The sequence below is a fragment of the Paenibacillus sp. 37 genome (assembly GCF_008386395.1).
Classification (GTDB): domain Bacteria; phylum Bacillota; class Bacilli; order Paenibacillales; family Paenibacillaceae; genus Paenibacillus; species Paenibacillus amylolyticus_B.
Window position 1 is genome coordinate 5,420,804 of the sequence record NZ_CP043761.1, and the last position, 21,203, is coordinate 5,442,006.

The 21,203-nt window shown below is 44.4% G+C and carries 21 protein-coding genes; 5 read left to right on the top strand and 16 right to left on the bottom strand.

Annotated elements, in window-relative coordinates; genetic code table 11:
- Positions 1–19: 19 nt before the first annotated feature.
- The 4 genes from F0220_RS23205 to F0220_RS23220 form a co-directional block, all read right to left on the bottom strand.
- Positions 20–814, bottom strand: coding sequence for a hypothetical protein (locus F0220_RS23205; RefSeq protein WP_105601757.1), 795 nt, complete (start codon positions 812–814; stop codon positions 20–22).
- A gap of 123 nt (positions 815–937) precedes the next feature.
- Positions 938–1,354, bottom strand: a complete 417-nt coding sequence (locus F0220_RS23210) for a hypothetical protein (protein WP_074096159.1) — start codon at positions 1,352–1,354, stop codon at positions 938–940.
- 333 nt (positions 1,355–1,687) lie between these two features.
- Positions 1,688–2,092: a VOC family protein gene (locus tag F0220_RS23215; RefSeq protein WP_105601758.1), complete on the bottom strand. Its 405-nt coding sequence runs from the start codon at positions 2,090–2,092 to the stop codon at positions 1,688–1,690.
- A 209-nt stretch (positions 2,093–2,301) separates the two neighbouring features.
- Positions 2,302–3,582: an XRE family transcriptional regulator gene (locus F0220_RS23220; RefSeq protein WP_149846773.1), complete on the bottom strand. Its 1,281-nt coding sequence runs from the start codon at positions 3,580–3,582 to the stop codon at positions 2,302–2,304.
- A gap of 203 nt (positions 3,583–3,785) precedes the next feature.
- Between F0220_RS23220 and fabV the strand changes: the two genes are divergently transcribed.
- Complete coding sequence (gene fabV, locus F0220_RS23225; RefSeq protein WP_105601762.1) at positions 3,786–4,979, top strand: enoyl-ACP reductase FabV; 1,194 nt, start codon at positions 3,786–3,788, stop codon at positions 4,977–4,979.
- A gap of 189 nt (positions 4,980–5,168) precedes the next feature.
- On the opposite strand, the gene F0220_RS23230 is transcribed toward fabV, so the two are convergent.
- From F0220_RS23230 to F0220_RS23240, 3 genes are all read right to left on the bottom strand, one after another.
- Complete coding sequence (locus tag F0220_RS23230) at positions 5,169–6,398, bottom strand: DNA glycosylase AlkZ-like family protein (protein WP_105601849.1); 1,230 nt, start codon at positions 6,396–6,398, stop codon at positions 5,169–5,171.
- A 67-nt stretch (positions 6,399–6,465) separates the two neighbouring features.
- Entirely contained in the window at positions 6,466–6,693 is a 228-nt protein-coding gene (locus F0220_RS23235; protein WP_091020354.1) for a hypothetical protein, read from the bottom strand.
- A 271-nt stretch (positions 6,694–6,964) separates the two neighbouring features.
- On the bottom strand, positions 6,965–8,083 hold the full coding sequence (locus tag F0220_RS23240; protein ID WP_105601763.1) for an NADH-dependent flavin oxidoreductase: 1,119 nt from the start codon (positions 8,081–8,083) through the stop codon (positions 6,965–6,967).
- Positions 8,084–8,308: 225 nt separating this feature from the next.
- On the opposite strand from F0220_RS23240, the gene F0220_RS23245 reads away from it, so the two are divergent.
- Positions 8,309–8,776 (top strand): MerR family transcriptional regulator, encoded by a 468-nt coding sequence (locus tag F0220_RS23245; protein ID WP_105601765.1) that lies wholly within the window; start codon positions 8,309–8,311, stop codon positions 8,774–8,776.
- A 205-nt stretch (positions 8,777–8,981) separates the two neighbouring features.
- Here F0220_RS23245 and F0220_RS23250 read toward each other — a convergent pair whose 3' ends face one another.
- Positions 8,982–9,578, bottom strand: coding sequence for a restriction endonuclease (locus tag F0220_RS23250; protein WP_091020359.1), 597 nt, complete (start codon positions 9,576–9,578; stop codon positions 8,982–8,984).
- Positions 9,579–9,849: 271 nt separating this feature from the next.
- Between F0220_RS23250 and F0220_RS23255 the strand changes: the two genes are divergently transcribed.
- A complete protein-coding gene (locus tag F0220_RS23255; protein WP_146118076.1) occupies positions 9,850–11,109 on the top strand; it encodes a PQQ-binding-like beta-propeller repeat protein in 1,260 nt (419 codons plus the stop codon).
- 298 nt (positions 11,110–11,407) lie between these two features.
- Positions 11,408–12,274 carry a putative RNA methyltransferase gene (locus F0220_RS23260; RefSeq protein ID WP_374954429.1) on the top strand — a complete coding sequence of 289 codons (867 nt, stop codon included), beginning with the start codon at positions 11,408–11,410 and terminating at the stop codon, positions 12,272–12,274.
- Positions 12,275–12,363: 89 nt separating this feature from the next.
- Here the strand turns inward: F0220_RS23260 and msrA are convergent, their stop codons facing one another.
- From msrA to F0220_RS23290, 6 genes are all read right to left on the bottom strand, one after another.
- Positions 12,364–12,879, bottom strand: a complete 516-nt coding sequence (gene msrA / locus F0220_RS23265; RefSeq protein ID WP_091020364.1) for a peptide-methionine (S)-S-oxide reductase MsrA — start codon at positions 12,877–12,879, stop codon at positions 12,364–12,366.
- Between the two features lie 198 nt (positions 12,880–13,077).
- The gene (locus tag F0220_RS23270) at positions 13,078–13,335 is read right to left on the bottom strand and encodes a GlsB/YeaQ/YmgE family stress response membrane protein (RefSeq protein WP_017686880.1); all 258 of its coding nucleotides are present in this window, start codon (positions 13,333–13,335) and stop codon (positions 13,078–13,080) included.
- Positions 13,336–13,643: 308 nt separating this feature from the next.
- On the bottom strand, positions 13,644–14,948 hold the full coding sequence (locus F0220_RS23275; protein ID WP_091020366.1) for an ATP-binding protein: 1,305 nt from the start codon (positions 14,946–14,948) through the stop codon (positions 13,644–13,646).
- On the bottom strand, positions 14,948–16,411 hold the full coding sequence (locus F0220_RS23280; RefSeq protein WP_181155587.1) for an RtcB family protein: 1,464 nt from the start codon (positions 16,409–16,411) through the stop codon (positions 14,948–14,950). The genes F0220_RS23275 and F0220_RS23280 overlap by 1 nt, the downstream gene beginning before the upstream one ends.
- A 502-nt stretch (positions 16,412–16,913) precedes the next feature.
- Positions 16,914–17,735, bottom strand: coding sequence for a TerC family protein (locus F0220_RS23285; RefSeq protein WP_082219174.1), 822 nt, complete (start codon positions 17,733–17,735; stop codon positions 16,914–16,916).
- A 274-nt stretch (positions 17,736–18,009) separates the two neighbouring features.
- Positions 18,010–18,321: a DUF3817 domain-containing protein gene (locus tag F0220_RS23290; protein WP_179198676.1), complete on the bottom strand. Its 312-nt coding sequence runs from the start codon at positions 18,319–18,321 to the stop codon at positions 18,010–18,012.
- Between the two features lie 215 nt (positions 18,322–18,536).
- Between F0220_RS23290 and F0220_RS23295 the strand changes: the two genes are divergently transcribed.
- Entirely contained in the window at positions 18,537–19,640 is a 1,104-nt protein-coding gene (locus F0220_RS23295) for a glycosyltransferase family 4 protein (protein ID WP_105601770.1), read from the top strand.
- 20 nt (positions 19,641–19,660) lie between these two features.
- Here the strand turns inward: F0220_RS23295 and F0220_RS23300 are convergent, their stop codons facing one another.
- On the bottom strand, positions 19,661–20,023 hold the full coding sequence (locus tag F0220_RS23300) for an HIRAN domain-containing protein (RefSeq protein WP_091020372.1): 363 nt from the start codon (positions 20,021–20,023) through the stop codon (positions 19,661–19,663).
- A gap of 42 nt (positions 20,024–20,065) precedes the next feature.
- Complete coding sequence (locus F0220_RS23305; RefSeq protein WP_091020373.1) at positions 20,066–21,037, bottom strand: helix-turn-helix transcriptional regulator; 972 nt, start codon at positions 21,035–21,037, stop codon at positions 20,066–20,068.
- Positions 21,038–21,203 lie beyond the last annotated feature (166 nt).

Here is a 21,203-nt window from a genome sequence, read left to right on the forward strand (position 1 = left end):
CCTCCTTTTGGCTATATTCTCAGGAAGAGAATAAGTCACTTAATTGTCGCTCTTGTACATTCAATGCCAACACCAATTTTGTCGGGTCTTGTCTTGAATAAATGACGTTAATGATATGGCCTTGCTGCACTTGCGGCAGCGCAGAAGACAAAATTTCTTTTTGCGTTGTCACATTAAACGTTTCACCATTTGTCTTTGTTATGCTAAGTTTGAGTTGAAGCTTGATCTTATTACTGCCTCCACTGCCAAGTGGAGTGACATCGAGAATCTTGGCCATGGCTTTTTCGCCTGTTCTTGCAATATCCATCATCTCAGGGGATACCCCTTGTTGTACCATCTTTTCATCCAACAATTGCTGCATATCCTCCTGTGATAACTGTCCTTTCATATCAAGCCCTACCTTGCGTTCATCCTTCACAGAGACCACTAACGGAATGAAGCTGCCCGGCTGAAACTGAGCCATGGATGTCAGGGGAATAACGGTTTTCATTTCCGTATCGTATTTCTCCCGCCCCTTACGCGACACCGTCAGACCCAATCGAACCTCCGGTTGTTCATTAATATACGTGCCAGTCTGTTGTATGCTCTTAATGACACCCACTGCCGGTAAACCTGTCTTGACTCGACCTACACCAAAAATATTGCTCAAAATTGCAGGAACAAAAATCAACCCGAACCCGGCAAAGATCGCCGGAGTGTACCACCATGCCTGCATAATCATAAACGGATCATTCCACATCTTCTGTGCCAGAAATGGGGAGAACCCTACTCCGAACACAGTTAATACGCCAATGAATCTCAGGAAACCTACCATATGATCCACCCTCTCTTAATCCTTCTCTTACTATCTCTATCCATACCTCTAACGATATATCTATTTATCGTTGTTATACGTATTGTACACATGGGGTATCACTGTCTTATAAGCAAAGACCTTCTAAATGGACACTAGTCCCATATAGATCAGTTCGGACGGATTCGCTGGATTCTGACCCAATCCCACCCGATCTCCAACTCGTGGAATCTGCATTTTGGACACCAGTGTCTCCAATGTTCGCTGATACTGGTTACCGTTTGTCTCTGTCACATCCAATACAAGCACAACAATCGGATCAAAGTTGATCAGTTTGCCTGTATCGGTGATTGTCACCACCGTTGCTGTTGCCGTTAATGGAAGCGAACCACTCGCGGCCAATTGTGCCTGCTTTGCCGAATCCAGACTTTGGTTGATTGCCTCCCGATGTTCCTTGGATACGAAACCTTTCATCATCATGCCAGTGAGTCCTTTATTCATCATTTTATCCGCTTTAGCAATCGCATCTTCCTGTTTGTTCTTTTTACCGAACCATCCCATAGTAAGCACCTCATTTGTTTTATTTTTATTTATAGTTAAATTATAAACACTGCGGCTTGTCTTTGAATACCCTTCTGGCGGCATACAAAAAAAACGAAAAATCCGGTAATTGAATGACCGGATAATCGTTTCTTAAGTAAGGAATGTTGCTAATTCCGCAAAAAAGATCTGCTAATCCGATCTTCATTTCACGATTGCGAGCCATTTTTTGTACCAAGTGCGTTGGCAACGCACAACATCATGCCAAAAACAGTAGAATTTTAGCCCATAAGCATAAGTATTACGAATACACACTTTTTCAACCTTTTACACTGAGCGAGCTGTTCCCCGGAATCAGCCCCTACCGCTGAAACGTTTGATCGCTTCCTCGGTCACTGGCTGGAATAGATTAACGAGATTTCCATCAGGATCACGGAACAGCACAGCACGATTCCCCCACGGCATCGTGGTCGGTTCCTTTACCCACTCGTCCACAAACGGCTTCAAGCGCTCATATTCGGCTTCAACATCGTGGACATGGAACTCGAGGATGACCGTGTGATTGTTGGCTGCCACGGCAGAATCAATGCCAAACAGGGGCACCGTCTGGGAGTGGCCGATTGCCAGGGTGCAAGATGGCATAACGAGTTCGGCAAAGACAGGCGCGGGACGTACCGCCGAAACACCCATGACTTTCTCATAAAACTCAACAAGACGATTCACGTCGTCGGTAATAATGCGTACAGAAGCAAAATACATAAAATACACCCTTCCTGTTATAGAATAAAAGTACCCGATCATTGTGTGGGGCCTGAATCGGCCTTCTATCCCTTTATATTTACTTCAAATATGTTTACTTAAGTGATGATAAAATAACGCTACTGACAGCAGCATGTCAGTAGCGTTATTCAACATTTGTACTCCTCCTGGTTAATACCATTTCATACTAAAATTACTTTTGATTCATTCTACTTTTTGCGTAACAGATATACCAGCTTCCGATAATACATGGCTGCTTCCTTGTATTTCCGCTGATCCTCGGATACTACGGCCATCCCCTCATATAACGGTTCAAGTCGCATGACATGCTGTGCGGATTCAAAATAAGGCAGACAGGCAAGTGCTCGCTCCATGAAAACTTCGCGATCTCCATGCGCAAGAGCCAGATGGCTCTGGTAGAAGGTTGCGCTCATCTGCTGATCCTGTGTTGTTGCACATTTCAAGAGTTGATCTACACTTTGCGCGAGCACGCCCCAGTTCTTCCGCGCCAGAGCCACTTCGCATTGATATACATTGACGAGCGGCCGCATCGCGAGCTGTGTTTCTTCGGTTTCCTGCTGCAATAGCGACTCAAATCGTTCAATCTCAGCCTGTGCCTGTTCCAGTTCACCTGTCATCGTTAACATGACAATCCGATTGTTGGCAATCGCCGTCACCAGATCTTCCTGGTTGCCGGCATACACGAGGTTTGCCTCCGCCATTGTCAATGCAGAGAGTGCCTCCTGAACCAGCCCCATAGCAAAACAATAACCACTATATGCCACATATAACCCAGACAACCGATGAAACATCCGTTGATCATAGACATGACGCATTGTAAGCTCGAATACCTGTTTTGCCTCTTCATACTGTTTGACCTGAATGTAGGCTTCCATCTTGATATTTTGCACAGACAACCAGAATTCACTGCCAGGAAGCGCCAGCTCACTGAGCCTGGTTGCATGAGTTAATACATCCACAAAAGCCATTTTGGAGCGATAATATTGTATTTTATAGAATAAAAGTGCTTTGACTAACGGGCGCGGCAGATCAATATCGTCTGGGCGACCATACTTCTCCAGGTAAAAATTAAGGTAGGACTTATGTATATATTCATGTGCCGTTGCATCGTTTAACTGCTGATAATAGACTGCCTTCATCAAGGCCGTTGTTAGCTCTACGGTCAACGTGTCATCCCGATCTGCCAGTGCATGCACCATATCTTCGGATATCGCCGACGCTGGAACAGACATTTGTTCGAAGATGGCCTCTGCCCGTTCGAGTGTTTCCTCGTCCTGAGCCGCAGCCTTTAGAATATAGGAAGGGGATACCCCAAGACGCCCAGCGATGGCTTCTGCCAAGTCCTCAGGGAGCGGATAACGATCCGCCAGGATATTGGTAAAGTGGGCCTGCGTGACCAGACCTTCCACAAGGTCTTTACGGGAGATTTGTTTTCTTTTGCTTAGCAGTTCAATGCGTTCCTTCAGCATGGTATCCCTGTCCTTTCTATCCTAACAAGCGAGTACATTCTATTCACATCATCGCAAAATTAGAGATATAACGCCACCCTTCCGGCGAAATCAAACGAAACGGTTTCCGTTTCCGAGGTAATTGTTTTACAATAAGAAAGTATGTGTAAGAGCATTTTATTGAAATGCTGAAACATGAGCTGAATATGAAAGGATGCAAATAAATGATTATTAAACCAAGAACACGTGGTTTTATTTGTACTACTTCCCACCCTGTAGGTTGCGCTGCGCAAGTGCAGGAACAGATTGATTATGTGAAATCCCAGCCACAGCTGAAAGGCCCCCGTAATGTGCTCGTCATCGGTGCTTCCACCGGTTACGGACTGGCATCACGCGTTGTTTCTGCTTTTGGGGCGGGAGCGAATACAGTCGGCATTTATCGTCCAAGCAGCTCCACAGAGAAACGTACAGCGTCAGCAGGCTGGTACAACTCCGCTGCATTCGAAAAAGCCGCAGAGGAAGCAGGCCTGAAATCGTACAGCGTTACAGGTGATGCATTTGCAAACGAAACACGAGACAAAGCCGTTGAACTGATTCGCAGTGAACTCGGTCAAGTCGATCTGGTTGTATACAGCGTAGCCTCGGCACGCCGTACCGATCCGAACACGGGTGAAGTATTTAACTCTGTGCTGAAGCCAATCGGACAATCCTACACGAACAAAACGGTGAACTTCCACACAGGCGAAATTAGCTCCGTTACCCTTGAACCTGCAAACGAAGAGGAAATTCGTCAGACGGTAACCGTTATGGGCGGAGACGATTGGGAACTTTGGATGGATGCCCTGCAACAAGGCGGCGTGCTTGCTGACGATGCAACAACGATCGCTTTCTCTTATATCGGTCCTGAACTTACGCATGCCATTTATCGTGATGGTTCCATCGGTCAAGCCAAGAATCATCTGGAAGCGACTGCACACAAGCTGAATGATCGTCTAAGTGCAAAAGGTGGACGTGCGTACTTAACTGTAGCCAAGGCGCTGGTGACTCAATCCAGTTCTGCAATTCCAGTCGTGCCGCTGTACATCTCAGCATTGTACAAAGTCATGAAAGAAAAAGACTTGCATGAAGGATGCATCGAGCAATTGCAACGTCTGTTCGCTGATCGTTTGTATGCGGGGGGAGAAGTTCCAACCGATGCCGAAGGCCGTATTCGCATTGATGATTGGGAGATGAGAGCTGACGTTCAGGAAGAAGTGGCGAAGCTCTGGAATGAGTTGACCACAGAGAACATCTACGATCTGTCCGATCTGGAAGGTTACCGTCGCGAATTCTTCCAGCTGTTTGGTTTTGAAACCGATGGTGTGGATTATGAAGCAGATGTTGATCCCAACGTTGAAATGCCTCATCTGGTGAACTAAAGAAGTTTGGGCGTGGACGTTGAACCTAGGTTATTGTTTTCGTTAGCACTTCTGATGTAATGCTAGAGATATGATATTAAAATCAAATGAAGAAGGAGGAGCCGATTGGCTCCTCCTTTTTTTGTCCTTACTAATTCCGCTCAACAATTCCAATTTCCGTATCCATACATTCTTTCGTATATCCCCTAATCAAATCGATTTAAGCAGCTTTTTCAACTCTTTTGGTACCGTCTTCTCAATAGTAATAGAACGTGCTCCATGCATGGACGCAAAGAATTGAAGCCCATCCCGAAAATCCGTAATCCATTCCTCCACAGGTGGAGCAGTCTCTTCCATAGATAACAAACGAACAGTAAGTACTCCAGTTTTGCGATCAAGTCGTGGATCCATACGCCCAATCAACCGATCACCGTGAAGAATAGGCATGGCATAATAACCGTAGGTTCTCTTCACCTCTGGGGTATAAATCTCCCATTTATAATGAAAATCGAATAAATCAACAATACGTTCTCTTCTCCATAACAGGTTGTCCAGCGGCGGCAGGAAACGGACCGGGCCTGACGGATCATAGTGCGGCTCTTCCCTTTCCATGTGCAATAGCAAATCCTCATCTTCAGCACGAATATAATGAGGCGTGGCCACGTCCTCCACCTTAAGCGGGATCATTCGCCCATCTGACACACGGGCAGCAATATCGGCGCGTCGTTCAGCCGCTGTAGATTTCAGCCAACCGAGACGGGGATCACGGGCATCTACGACACGATACGCATAAATGTATTTATCCAGCAGAGCCTGTCTCTGGGCCAACACATCCATGTCTTCTTTCATCGGAAGTCCCTGTTGCTGCAATCCGGATTCGGTGATATGGAAATAACGTTCATTCCCCTGCCTCGCCACCACACGAATTACAGCGGAGTCTAACAGTAAATTCAGAGCAAGTGTCGTATCCTTGGTCTTCGGCACATCTGCACTGTCCCAATAACCACTAACCCGCTCAACAGCACGAAAGGCTCTTGAAGGTAAAGGTCCTTCTTCCTTCAAACGCTGTAACACATGCTGCACTGTTTTCTCTAAACCTTGCAAGGACGGAGCCAGACGCTCCCTTAATCGAGCACGCACAGGTTCAAAGAGAGCATAGTCTTCCATTGGAATGACACAGGCAGCATTTGCAAAATATTCAAACACCTTGTGATCACTCAGCAACGTATTTAAGCTGTCAGCAGTATAACCAGGGTCACGGGCTCCCAGCACCAAATGCTGGTTTCCAGTTACAGCAGCCACAGGATCAATCTGCACGCAACCAAGGGAGCGAATCAAACTCAAAACTTGGCTGGGTCCCGAAGGTAAGGAAACGGCGGGCCAACGTCCCAGTAAAGCTTGCGTTTGAAGCAAAAAACGCCGAACGATTTTTTTATTCATGTGCAGCGCTGTTGTCATATGTATAGGTTCTTCCCTTCATTTAGTGTACAAAATTCTATCGTCTTACTTATCCAGCAATCCGTACCTTATAGACAAAATAAAAAGAAGCACTACCATCCTGGATGATCTGCTTCTTGTGTTTGACCTTTTGCAATTTTTCCTGCTTCGTAGGCATGAGCCGTACATGCTGGGATAACGCACCATAATCTCCGTTAACTCTTCGGCTCTGTTCCGAGCACCATTGACCTGACCGCTCTGCTTTACGTAATGCTTTTTGTGTTTGTGTACGTGCCATAATGGATTACACACTCCTTTGGTTGATATACACTCAATATATCATGTGCAGCTATGCTAGTGAAGGTGAAGCTTTTTTGTTGAAGAGGATAAGTAAACCATGTCATCCAAATTATAATTATTTAAGCTATGGCAAAGGGAAACTGCAACGTAAATTGCCCATTTTCCTCAAGAAGAGTGAATAAAACCTGTTGCAATATAATTAATACAAAAGTTCTTGAAATCAAAAAATGCCGCTATTAATAGCGGCATTTTTTGATCTTTCATCTTCTTTATTGTTCAACTTTAAACCATGGACCTGCATTTTGTATGACACCCCATAGTTTCGCTGGCAACACAAGATCTCTAACGTTAGATGATTTAATCACGTTTTGGATTTCCGCCTCCCTTCCTTGTTGAACTTTTTCAACCCACTCTGGATCGGAGATTAATACACGTCCAATTACCGCTAAAGAGAGTCCTTTCTCCATGCTTTCAGAGACATCCTCTGGGCTTTCCAAGGAACCCGCTGCAATTACAAAAATCCGATTGTTGGCATGTTCAACAATCAGCTCAAGATACGTTTTTTTGTTATCTTGGTTATATTTTGGTTTTGATGTAAGGGCTTGTACCAAGGAACCATGAACATAATCAACATTTTCTTCAATCAGTTTATCAATCAGTGCGTAAGTATCTTTCATTCTAAGGGCATCTTGTTGATGTTCCTCTGGGGAAATGCGGTAACCTAAAATAAATGGTTTTGTCGAATATCTCTCAATAGCTTTTTTCACCTCTCGAATAACAGCTATTGGAAAACTCAGACGTTTTTCCAGTGATCCCCCCCATTGGTCTTGACGTTTGTTGAAGAATGGAGATAAAAAGCTTTGAAGTAAAAAACCGTGGGCTCCATGGAGTTCAACACCGTCAAAACCAGCTTCAATTGCACGTCTTGTAGCTTCACCGAACGCATGTATAATTTCCAGAATTTCTTCATGCTTGAGTTCTCTAGGGGATACTGCTTCAGTCAGAGCAACACCGCTCGGACTTACCACGTCACCATTAGGAACTAATTCAGCAATCGCTTTATCTCCAGCATGGAACAATTGAAGAATTGCTGGAGCTCCTCCACTCTTAGCAGCATCTGCCAATTTTTTTAGACTAGGGATAAATGAATCATTATATGCGGCGAATTCATGTGTAAATCCAATCCCATTGGGTAGGACATGAGTACAGCCCGTGATAACTAAACCTACACCATTCACTCTTTTTTTATAATATGCAACTTCCTCATCGGAAATCGTGTAATCATCATTACTTGACCATGTCGTCATCGGAGACATAACCACTCTATTCTTTAAGGTAATCCCTTTATTGAATATAAAGGGTTCAAACAAGTTATTAAATTTACTCATTGTACGTTCTCCTTTGTATTTTGATTTCTAAGTACTTATTTATGGAACAGATGAAGGTAACCCTATCTCATCCATCCCAACCACAAGTTCTACTCAAGAATATCAGGTTAACCTAAGGGGAAGTAAAGCAGGGATTTGATACGTACGTTAAAAGGATTTACTTTTAATAATTTTCTATTTTGATAAAATAACAGTTACAGTAACTGTAACTATGGAGGCGATCAGATGTTTTTTTCAATGAAATATGTGGTGGAGAATTATAATATAACTGCAAAGACACTTCGATTTTATGAAGAGCAAGGGATATTAACGAATATTTCACGCGACGAAAAAGGGAATAGAGTTTATACCGAACAACAAATCGATTGGATTTCTTTTATTCTTTGTCTCAAAGAAACAGGAATGCCACTTTCTAAAATTAAAGACTACAAGGAATCTTATGAGATGGGGAACTCCACCTATTTAGAAAGAGAGGAAATGTTAAAGAAACATAAAATTGAATTACAAAAGAAAATCGAAGAAAGTTTGAAACATATGGAAGAAATAAATTATAAATTAGCTATGTATGAACTTCAAAAAGATGAGGTTAGGAAAAATCCTAACCACAATTTTAAATGTCACGGTCTTGAGGTGAACATTGTCGATACCAGGGGGGGTGAATCAAATATTCGGAATGCTACAACCAACAGATGAACAAACGGAGCACTAAATATCTATCCAGAAAAATAACCAGTCGCCTATATTTACCTAGCGATTGGTTATAATTATTTTAAAATCTGCATCTGTCGCATCATCCATTTTTTTGAGGGAGTCTCCACGGTTTAAAACGTTAATCCTGACTACATTACTACTTTCGATATTTAAAAATCTACATTAAAGCACAGTAGCACAATGCACCCTAACGGGATTGCCGCTTTCGCCGGGACTGCCACGTCTCGATTGGCTCATGGTCATCTTCTTCGATCAGTTCCAATGCTTCTTCCACTCTTCTGGCTTTGAATAACAGAATTAATTCCATCAGGTCCTCCCGGTCCAGCAGCTTCACTCCATTAACCGCTGCAAGCGTCCGACAGGCTTCGGTGTAACGGGCGGACGTTAATACAATTGACCGGTCGGCTTCATAATAACGCATGGATGTATATATCTCCTGCACAGCACTCAACCCTACGGGATGGTTCGCACCATATCGCTTCGCTTGTATAACACTTCGTCTGCCGAGTCTATCGACAAATACCAGATCTGCCCCAAAATCCCGGCTGCTCGTTGTCTTATGCACCTCATCGTACCCGAGCTCTTCGAATAAATGATAGAGATATAATTCAAATTCCGAACCATCCTCCATCTTGTCGATGTCCTTTATTGTAATTTTGCGAGGATTGGCTTCACTTCGGATCCGCTGCCCGCGCCCGATAACACGCCGAATAATCCAGGCCAGCAGCAACAATATGATGATACATCCAATGACCCATTGGGTCACATTTTCACTCCAGTTCATAACTATTCTCCTTGTTTCATTTCCTATGTTCTATCCAACGTCTTACGCAGATATGGCTTGTCACCGCACTAAATATATCAGACTTCCACCTTCATCGAAAGAAGATGAATTCCCTGTAACCGTTACGCTTCTCCAAACATAGCCATTTCGACAAACCAATGATAAAAGGTTACAGTGCGTTCGGTTGAATTCAGCTTAACTTTAATGGTAAAATTCAACAATCGGTTCTATTTTGAACTGAAGAAGAAAGGTGGTTTATCACTTGCATACATTGACCAAACACAAGTCCAAAACATGGGCTGCCCTCATTCTCAGCGGCATGCTCCTCTTCACCATGAATACAACAGGTTACGCCGCTGCTTCAACCGAATCCATGCCCAAACCGGCGTGGACGTCATCTTCCCTGATGTTATCTGAGGCTAATACAGAGAAAGATGTCCTGATCAAGGGAATTCATGCCGTGCCATCCAAAAATCTTGTATATGTACATGCCTCCCAGCCCGTAACGAAAACAAGCAGCAAAACAACACTCGACTGGCAACTGGACTCTCTCCAAGCATTCGATGTTACAACTGGACAATTGAAGTGGAATACGATATTCCATGAGAAAAGTGGTCCTTATACCACCTACTCTGATTCGGTATATGCCAGCAACGGTACGGCTTATGTATATATGGAATATTCAGACAAAACCAAAAAATTGTACTCATTCAATACATCCGGAAAAACCAACTGGGTCAAAACGGTGAACTCACCCGCAAGCATATCCCTATTGGATAACGATACACTGATGGTTGCTTCAAGTCAGGGCGTGCAGTCAAATGGTTCCGTTCGCTCAGCCATCTCGTTATATGACAAAAAGGGCAAATTGATTACCGAAAAGACCATTAACGGTAACGTGCTTAAGGCTGATCATGGTCGAATTGTAGTAGATGCCAGTAAACAAACGAAGGTAGGCAACTTCTGGCAGCAAGCTGCGAATCCCAAAGTAGAGATCTATGATCGTACGTTGAATCGTCTGTCCTTCTATCAATTCCCTGCCAATGCAAATACATTAGGAGATGGCGGGGGTGAATCGCTGGCCATTCTCGACGATGGTTCCATCATTATGCGTGCGAATTTCGAAAACACCGGTAACCGACTGATGGGCTTTGGCACCGATGGCAAGCTTGCTTGGGGACGTGCCATTGCTGGTGATGCCTACATTCAGACAGCTGGCAACGGTTATACAGTCTTTACAGGGCAGAAGCTGGAACTGTACACGATGAAAGGCAAAGTGACTGAGCGTACGTTCAAGGACGCACAACCTGCATTGATGCATGTCGACCAGACACAGGATGGTCAGTATCAGCTTAATTTTGCCAAAACAGGATACATTCTTGATCCTCAGACGCTGGAAGACGTGCACATCTACACGACCAGTGCCTCGGTTCCTTCATTAGAAGGTGTTTCAACCTATGTGGATGATGTCATCTATTCCATGAACGATGAGACATTGTCCAAATATGTATTAAAGGCTGCTGCAAAATAATGAACAGAGCGCTTCTGTATGACCGTCTAAACGGTTGACAGGGCGCTCTTTTATTTCAAATTCGCCTGGCTCCCCTTACTTGTCATTTCTTCTCATCCTGTTATACTAGTAACGTTCTCTTGCTTCACCCTAATCTTGATAGGCAAAAGGAGCTTAACCTTCCTATGATTATTCAGTTCATTCGATATAGATAACTTGGGGCATAGCCATAAACCTCTTTTTTGAATTTCGTGCAGAGGTTTATTTGTTATGCCCTTTTCTTCAGTTATCCAAATCTGAATGAATGGGGTGTTATTCCATGTCAGTCCATCGCAGAGAACGCAGCGCTGCGCTTATTAATCCATACATCCATATATTGAACTGTCCCATCTGTCATAGCCCTATGGCAACCATTAACTCAGGGAGCATTCAATGTGTGTCCAGGCATAGCTTTGATTTTGCAAGACAAGGCTATATCAATTTCATGACACGTTTTTTCAAGGGCAACTATGACAAACGTTTATTTACAGCCAAAAGGAATATCTTATCGGGAACCGGTATTTATGCTCCTTTGACCGAAGTACTACGCAGGTGGATCGCACGTTATTCCGTTGACATCAGCTATCCCGTGCATATTCTGGATGCAGGCACAGGAGAGGGAACATTTCTGCAGCAGATTACGCAGAATACTCCAGCCGTTGGCTGGGGCATCGATATTGCCAAAGAAGGCATTGCCATGGCTTCCTCTGCCTACAACCAGCAACTTTGGTTTGTCGGCGATCTGGCATGCAGTCCGTTTGCAGAAGGTCAGCTGGACATCATCCTGAATATATTTTCTCCTTCCAACTATGAAGAGTTTGGACGAATTCTGAAGGATGGGGGATGGATCATCAAAGTCATCCCCCATGAACGATATTTAATTGAACTGAGAGAAATGCTGTTCCTGAATCGACCTGATCAAGCAAACGGCCGGGAACTTACGCTGGACCGATTCCGCAAACATCATCATCTCATCGCCAGCATTCCGCTGACCTACACGCTGCCCGTCACCGAAAACATGCTGGATTCACTCGTTCATATGACACCACTTTCCTGGCATCGGTCGAGATCATCCCTGGTGAGCATTCAAGCTTCCTTGTCGAAGATTACCATTGACGTAGAAATACTGGTGGGAACAATCAGATAACCATTATGGCTGATTTCAGCCGCCATACAGTCAAAAAGCCGGGCGAGTTCCAACTGGAACTTTCCCGGCTTCTCATTTGATCTGATGCATTATTTCCAGTTCTGCTCGATAAATTCGTCCCGTCCGGATAACGCACGGTCTTCCTTATAATGTTTCTCGTTTTTCTTGTGGTATTCCTGATGATAGTCTTCAGCCGGATAGAACACGACGGCATCCCGAATTTCCGTAACGATCGGTTGAGTGAATCGTCCGCTGGTTGCCAGTTCCTGTTTGGACTGTTCAGCAAGCTCACGTTGACGTTCATTATGCACAAAGATTGCCGTACGATACTGTGTCCCCCGATCCTGGAACTGTCCTCCGTTATCTGTCGGGTCAATCTGAGGCCAGTATAGCTCCAGCAGTCGTTCATAAGGGAATACATCTGGATCAAATGTAATTTCAACCACTTCGACATGACCGCTCTCCCCGGTTTTGACCTGCTCATATGTTGGATTCTCGACGTGGCCGCCAGCGTAACCTGATATAATGCCATGAATGCCCGGTTGTTCTTCAAACGGTGTAACCATACACCAGAAACATCCGCCGGCGAATGTAGCTTTTTCCATTCCGTTCATCCCCTCTTATCTAAACTACGTATGAATATAGATAGCATTACGCATATCTTCTTATATTTTAAAACAACAAGAGGTTGATTGAAAGCCATCATTATGGCTCTCAATCAACCTCTTCATTGGTAATTTGTTTTATTCATTTGGTAATGCAATTTAGCTGACAACTTTATTCAAGAACTGATCTTGAATGAGTTACCCGCGACTACGTCCCATCGAACGGAAGATCAAGCTTACGATGGCTACAAGAACGATCGCACCGATCAATGCAGGTACAATGTAGAATCCGCCCATCTCAGGACCCATATCTCCCAAGATTACTCCACCTAACCATCCACCGATGAAACCAGCAATGATGTTACCAATAACACCACCTGGAATGTCACGACCAACGATCAAACCTGCCAACCAACCAATGATACCACCGATAATTAATGACCATAACCAACCCATATCATTCACCTCTAATTAAAGTTTTTGTTGTTGTCTGTCTACTATTAACCGCTACAGAAGCATTTAAACAATTGGCATAAAAATTTTTGCATATTACCTTTTGTCCCCATGCATCTTTCTCTGCAAAACAAGCCTTAGTCAGGTATGAAACAGATCGCGTTACTTTCCGGCATCTCACCAGCTCAGGGCTGCGTTATGTACCTCCCGAAAGTCATTGTATGTTAGAGCAGACAAGGTTAGTATCACCAATTGAGGTAGGATTATTTATAAAATTGCGTCATATTATAGGATGGATGGGTTAGATCTGATCAATAAAAGCCTGCACGACCCTTTCCTGGCTGCGCCAGCCAAGTATGTTTATGGCTCTTGTCCAGCTCGCCACGCATCGACTGAATGACTTTCACAATGTCTGTCTGTCCATTCTGATGCCATTCGAGCGCAACGCTCACATACAACTCACCCAGCTGCGCAAGTGAAAACGTGTCGGTCAGACGAGCAGCTTCAATTGCTCCTTCTTCACCAGCAAATATGGTGAAGCCCCGCTGGCGCAAATATTGCAGGCGCAGCGCTTCATCTGGCAGCGGAATTTCGTAAGCCCGGTCAAACCGTCCAGCACGGTTCATGAGGCCAGGGTCTATTTTCTCAGGATAGTTCGTTGTCCCGATCAGGAAAATGCCTTCTTTGGACGTAGCTCCATCCAGTGTATTCAGGAAAAAGGAACGGACTTCATCCGGCATCGAATCGATGTCCTCAATGATCAGTACCATCGGTGCGAGCCGCTTGGCAGCCTCGAACACTTCACGCACCGATTCACTGTTGGTATACTCCGTTATCTGCCAATACGCAGCCGGTCCCGGAATACTTCCTGCAATAGATTTCACCAATGTGGTCTTACCGTTTCCGGGATGTCCATACAATAGAATGCCCCGTTTGTACGGGATATCGTAATCTCTGTAAAAGGAACGATCTGCTTCGAAGAACTGATCCAGCGAGCGGAAAATATCCTGCTTGATCTGTGCCGAGAGAACAACATCCTCTCTTCCTACGGAGCGAGTAATGGATTCAACATGACGATCGCTGCCATTGCGAGCATCGGTATACACCGTCACTTTTTTCATATTTTGCTGACGTTCCCGTTCCCGGACACTTCCCAGAAATTGCTTCATCTCCTCATCACCGATGGCAAAGACAAAGTCTTCACTGTATATCCCGTTCTCTCGGAAAAACGGAACCCGTACGAGCGCAACGCCCCATTTTGGATAGGCAAATACATTGTTTCGAATGGAGTAATGCACACCATAAGTGGGTACATCCCCATCATCGTCGTAATGCAAGGTCTGAAGCTCCAAATCTTCGAATATGCGGGCTACCAACTCCACTTCGTCACTGCCATTTTGCAGATCTTCCCGGAGTAATTCCCAGTATTCATTGTTCGGGTCAGAACTGGCATAAAGCTTGTACTCAACCCCATAGCGCTGATGGAGCGCCTCACTGATTCCACGAATCAGCCTTGAATAGATGGCGTACCCTTCCACTCGAATTCGGGTATCATGTTGTTCGTCATAGGTATAGATCGCCTGGGTTGGATCTGTTTGTTTTTCGTTTATTGTCATTATTTCGCTCCCTTTACCGCTACAAGCGGTTTGCATTTGGCTACAACTTGAGCCAGGCCTGCGCCGGTAACACTGTCTATAATTTCATCTACATTTTTATAAGCCTGAGGTGATTCATCAATAATGGATTCAAGTGAGCGTTGGTTTACCACAATCTCATCTTCTGTACCCACACTCAGTGCCGTAGCAAAATCTTCCACGCTAATCAATCGTTTTGTTGCCGTCCGTGAACGGATACGACCCGCACCGTGACATATTGAATAATAATTATCAGCACCCTGCGGCTGACCTACCATGATATATGAAGCAGTTCCCATGGAACCGGGAATAAGCGCCGGATGCCCTGTTGCCAGATAAGGCTTTGGATTGTCCGGGTGACCTGCCGGCAACGCACGTGTCGCACCTTTACGATGCACAAAAACGGAACCTTGGTCTGCGTGAGATTCCTCCCAAGCATAGTTGTGCATCAGATCGTATAACGTACGAAATTCACATTTGGAGCCAAACACATCCCGGAATGCTTCGCGAATAGCATACGCAATCAGGTGACGATTGACAACAGCGTAATTCAATGCAGAATACATCATGTTCACATAATGACGACCTTCCGCATGCTCCAGTGGAGCAAATACCAGTCTGGGATCGGATGTACCCAGGTTAAGCCGCTGCATGACTTTGGCAATTGCTGACGAACTCGTCTGACTTACATACCCACCCCATGCACGAGAGCCGGAATGAATCATGACCACGATCTGTCCATCGTACAATCCCCAAGCTTCGGCGATTTCACGATTCTCTTCAGCGATCTCAATCGCCTGGATCTCGGCAAAATGATTCCCCCCACCCAGTGTACCGAGCTGACGATGCGAACGATGCCACGTCATATCAGGAACGTGGTTTAACACATCCTCATCGTAACTGAACTTGCTGCTTTCCACATGTGTCATCGCGGTTGATTTTTTCGGTGTATAGCTGTCCGGAATATACTTTTTGGGTAAACCATGCAGTCCTTTACAAACGATATGCTCCAGTCTGATATCCGAGTAATGACCTCGCTGGTTCGCCTCCATCGGCAATACTTTCTCAATGGCCTTGACGAGTTTGCGGCGGAGCTTGATGTCTTTCAATTCGTCCTTATGCAGGTTCGTCATATGCACTCGCATGCCACAGCCAATGTCACTGCCCACAATGGAGGGAGATACGTAGCCGCTCTGCGCATCCCACACGGCTGTCGTTCCAATGCAGGTACCTACACCGACGTGTACGTCTGGCGTGTAACTCATATAAGAAATTCCCGGAATCTGCAGATTATTGTTTGCCATCTCGAACACCTTGTAATCAAGCGAGGAGAAGAGTTGTTGCGCCGCGTATACGGTTAGATCACCTGCAGGCAATTTTACTTCATGCCGGTAGGCTCCTGTTAATTCGTTTGGATTGGTAAATAAATTAAATTCTGTATTCATAAAAGTGTATTATTCCTTCCTGTACGTTCAGCAAATTCGGTTTGCTGATTCATCTGTAAAATAAAACTAAAAAAAGCCATAGGCTAATCGCCCATGACTTCTACTGAATGACAATAACGGAGAACAGAGCAGCATAAACATGCTGTGTGTCTGTCATCCATCGCTATAATATAAGCGAAGAACGCATATCGATTATCAAACCCGCTAAACGATATGCCTATCCCCTATGTCGACCGTATGAGGCCAATGAAACGATGAGCCGGATATGCTATTGTGTCTACGTTGCGCCCTGTTTGAATCAAATCATAACCAAGCATCATGTCTCTCGGCCTCCCTTCGTTAATGTTAGTCTTATATTAAGGGGACTAGAATTCATGTGTCAACCCTTTTCTTGGAAAATGGTCCATGGTGTAGATTGCATATGTAAACAAAAACAGGAGATTGTCCTAGGACAATCTCCTGTTTTCCAAATAATAATGATGTTGTTAGCGTAACATGATTATTACAGTCCTGCTTGTTTTTCCAACTCTTCAACCGGATTTTCGTCTTCTTTTTCAGGAACTTTAGAAGACAGGAACCAACCACATACCGCAATGGTGATCAGTACAATATAGAATCCGAATTTCCAAATTTTATTTTCCGGGAAATGCTCATCCAGAACACCCAATGAAGGGTGTGCAAGTGTAATAACGGCCAGCTTAACCCCTACCCAACCTACGATTACAAATGCCGCAACTTCAAGTCCTGGACGGGAATGAAGCAATTTTACAAAGTATGAGGCTGCAAAACGCATGATCACAAGCCCGATGAATCCACCGAGGAAGATAACGATAAACTGTCCACCGTCGAGTCCGCCAATTGGAGGCAATCCACTTGGTGGCAACGCCACGGCCAAAGCAACAGCAGCCAGAATGGAATCAACTGCAAATGCGATATCCGCTACTTCGACTTTGAAAACGGTCATCCAGAAACCGGATTGTTTTTTCGGTTTCTTCGGCGTTGAATCAGCTGCTTCATCTGTTTTATTGCGACTACCCAATATCTTTTTAACGATATGGTTAATCGAAATGTACAGGAGATACAAGGCACCGATCGCTTGCACCTGCCATACATCGACGAGGAAAGAGATCAGGAACAACGAACCTAAACGGAAAACAAATGCACCCATCAGACCATAGAACAACGCTTTTTTGCGCTTATCTTCAGGCAAGTGTTTAACCATGATTGCGAGTACCAATGCATTATCTGCTGCGAGTAATCCTTCAAGGACCACTAAGACAGCAAGCACCCACCCATATTCTAATAATAATGAAACATCCAACATTGACTCCTCCTTAATATTCTTATGATGTACAAAAAAAAGGACCTTTACCATCACTGGTAAGGTCCTTTTATATCCACAAAAAGAGACCTTTACCGAGCATGAAAACTTGGTAAAGGTCTCGCTAACAACAAAATTGCTGCCAATAAAGCCGGGGATATGATCCCGAATTGACGACTTTACTGTAAAAGCTACTCCCCTTTAACAGGAATATGTAGTTTTAGTTGGAACGGGTTGTTTAACCTGTACTCATCATATTTCATAACGTTAAATAAAGTCAAGCTTTATTTAGTTGACGATACAGCTTACGGAATACGACAACATCGTAGATCATATTCCCCAGCGGAATGAAAGAAACAAAGAACAGAGCAATTGGACGACGCAGACGCCATTTCTGTGAGGTGTACATAGTCACCATAAATAACAAATACATTAAAAACAAAAAACCGTACAGATTTCCAAACCATGTGACAGCCTGCGGCATAATCCCTGCATCTCTCAACGGAAAAGCAACAAAAAGTAACAACACGTACGAAATGCCCTGCAACCACAACATCAGCCGGAAGCGCCCCAGCGTAGAATGTAACATTATTTTCCTCCTGCTTTTATACATGTAACGAATTCAATTGTTCCCGTACAGTATATCACAAAAGCTGAATATCTCGCTTAATGCCAAGCAGCAGATTATTCCTGCTCGCTTATATGGGTGATTCACCTACCCTTTCGCAGGAGCCAAATGCTTTAACTTCTCATAAGATATATGACGAAGATTGTTACAGATGTCGGACAAGGAGGAGCCGGATCATGAAAATAGCTATGGTTGCACCCGAGAAATTGCCTTTGCCCGGTAATGGTTCCGTGGAAATCTGTATCCTGGGCATCGCTCGTGAACTAGCCCATCGCCATCAGGTAACCATTATAAGTCGTCAAATGAAAGGTCTCGCCGCCACAGAACAGATCGAAGGGATCACCATTCAACGTGTCCCTGCTTCGAGTCCTGTCATGTACACCAAAGCAGTCATACGTTTGTTATCCCAGCAACCCTATGATGTAATTCAAGTGGATAACAGGCCACGAAGTATGGCTACCATCAAACGAGCTTTTCCACGCACTCCCGTTGTACTCTATCTTCACTCATTAACGTTTGCTCAGCCCGGACCTTCCAAACTCACATTAATGAAAAAAGCGGATTGGATTGCCGTCAACAGTCATTCCCTGCGACAAAGGTTAGGCCGCAGATTTCCGTTGGTAAAACACCGAATGAGTGTTGTTCCATTGGGTGCAGATCTAAGCCGCTTCAGACCTGTTGAATCCAGCGAAGAACAGATTCATCTGCGTACACAATTTGGAGTAACGAAACCATTCTCTATTCTGTATGTCGGCAGGCTGATCCCTGGAAAAGGTGTAGACGTATTAATTCGTGCGACTGCCCTCCTTCAGAAACAGATGCCTGTTCAACTGGTTGTTGCAGGCAAAGGACCTCCGTATTACATGCGTAAACTTCGCGAACTTGCCCAAAAACAAAAGGTCCATGTTTCCTTCCGTGGTCAGATAAACCATGAGCACATCGATCAGTTGTATCGGGCAGTGGATTGTCTGGTCTGTCCGTCTCAAGAACATGAAGCTTTTGGCCTGGTTAATGTTGAGGCGATGGCTTCAGGATTACCCGTTATTGCTTCGGATAACGGAGGTATTCGTGAGATTATTGAATCAGGTATCAATGGATACCTTGTCACTGCTTATAAGCGCCCTCAACGTTTCACCTCTTACCTGTACAAACTTGCAAGCAATCCCACTTTTGCCGAGAAGTTAGGAAAGGCTGGCCGGGACAGCGCAAGGGCATATTTCAGTTGGGCAAGAACAGCCATGCATCTGGAAGCGACCTATACCAGGCTCATCCGTAAATGAGCCTTCTTTTGTTACAATGATCAAGCTTTTTCACGAAATTGCCATCCCTTAATCAAAGAATCCATCTGCGGAACAGGAATGTGACTCATCTCAATTAACTCCATAATCACCATATCTCTCATCATGAATCGTACTTTGGCACACGTTAGTTGATGAAACACATCGTAGAATGCCGTCCCGACCCAACATCCATGAGGTACGACCAGCGGATCATTAACGATATAACCTACGGCTCCAATCGGTGGAATAACAACCTTAATTGCTTGATAATCCAAACGATTATCTGGATCTTTGACGAGATACACGGTATCCCCCACATGTAAAGCCTGTACTCCATGGTAGTGGTCCATCCCATACATAGCTGCGAATAATTTGGTGCTCATATTACCTGCTCCTTTTCCTGTATTTCTCCATGATTAAATTTTTTACAATGATACATCGGTTTCATAATGTTCCAACCACTCGACAAGTTGCCTGCGTATCTCTCTACGAAACTCACGAGGTTCAAGTACCTCTGCTTCGGGCCCAAATTGATACAACCATTTCAAAAATTCTCTGCTGCTATTCAGTGTCACTTCAAATAACAATCCCCCATCCGACATATTCGTCATTCGCGGGCGAACAAACATTTCTTCTTCTTTTATGTAGGGGGCCACTTTCTCAGAGAATCTTACCTTGAAATGGATATGCTCGTCTCCACGGTCAATAGACCATGTGTTTTTCATGTACTGCGTTATGTTGAAATCACCCTTGTCGAAACCGGCATTTGTTCGTGTCACATCCAAAAAACGGCTGATCCGAAATAATCGAACTTTTTGCAGCAAATGGCAGTATCCAATCAAATAAAAACGTTGATCACGTGGAATGAGATAATAGGGATCGATATCCCGGACTGTGATCTCATTTCTTGTCAGCGTATGATATTGAGTACGAATGGTTTGCTGGCTTAGAATAGCTTCGATAATGGGAATCAGCAAATTAGGGTCTTTTCCTTCCTCACGATAAGCTGGCGTGCCCATCCGAATAATTCCCGCAATATTCTCTACAATGTCACTGTTTCTTGATTTTAATTTGGTATGAGCCGACATAACCTTGTCAAACGCTGAATCAAACTCAGCAGGTAACTTGGAGGTATCAACTACGGACGGGAGCAAGGAGAAAACCATTGCTTCCTGTTCAGTAAAATCTAACGGATACATCGCAAACTCACCAATAAATCGGTACCCTTTGCCGTATCCTTCATTCATAATCGGGGCGACCCTATCCAAAATCCGGAGATCACGATAAATCGTGCGTACAGTCGTACCGCATTTCAGCGCCAATTCCTTGGCCGAAATTCCAGGATTTGCTTGTATAGCCTGAAGTATACGCAGCAGACGAATTAATTTCTCTGTCATGTAGTTTCTCCCCTTCGATATTTTATCGGCAAGGAAAACTAGTTCCTTTAGTACAGAACTAAATCTTTAGTCCCAATATTATTTTCGCAATTTCACCATTTTTGTATAGTCCAATTGCACTCTTACCCCCTTTTAATATACATTCTCTTACTCGCTTGCGTAAAAC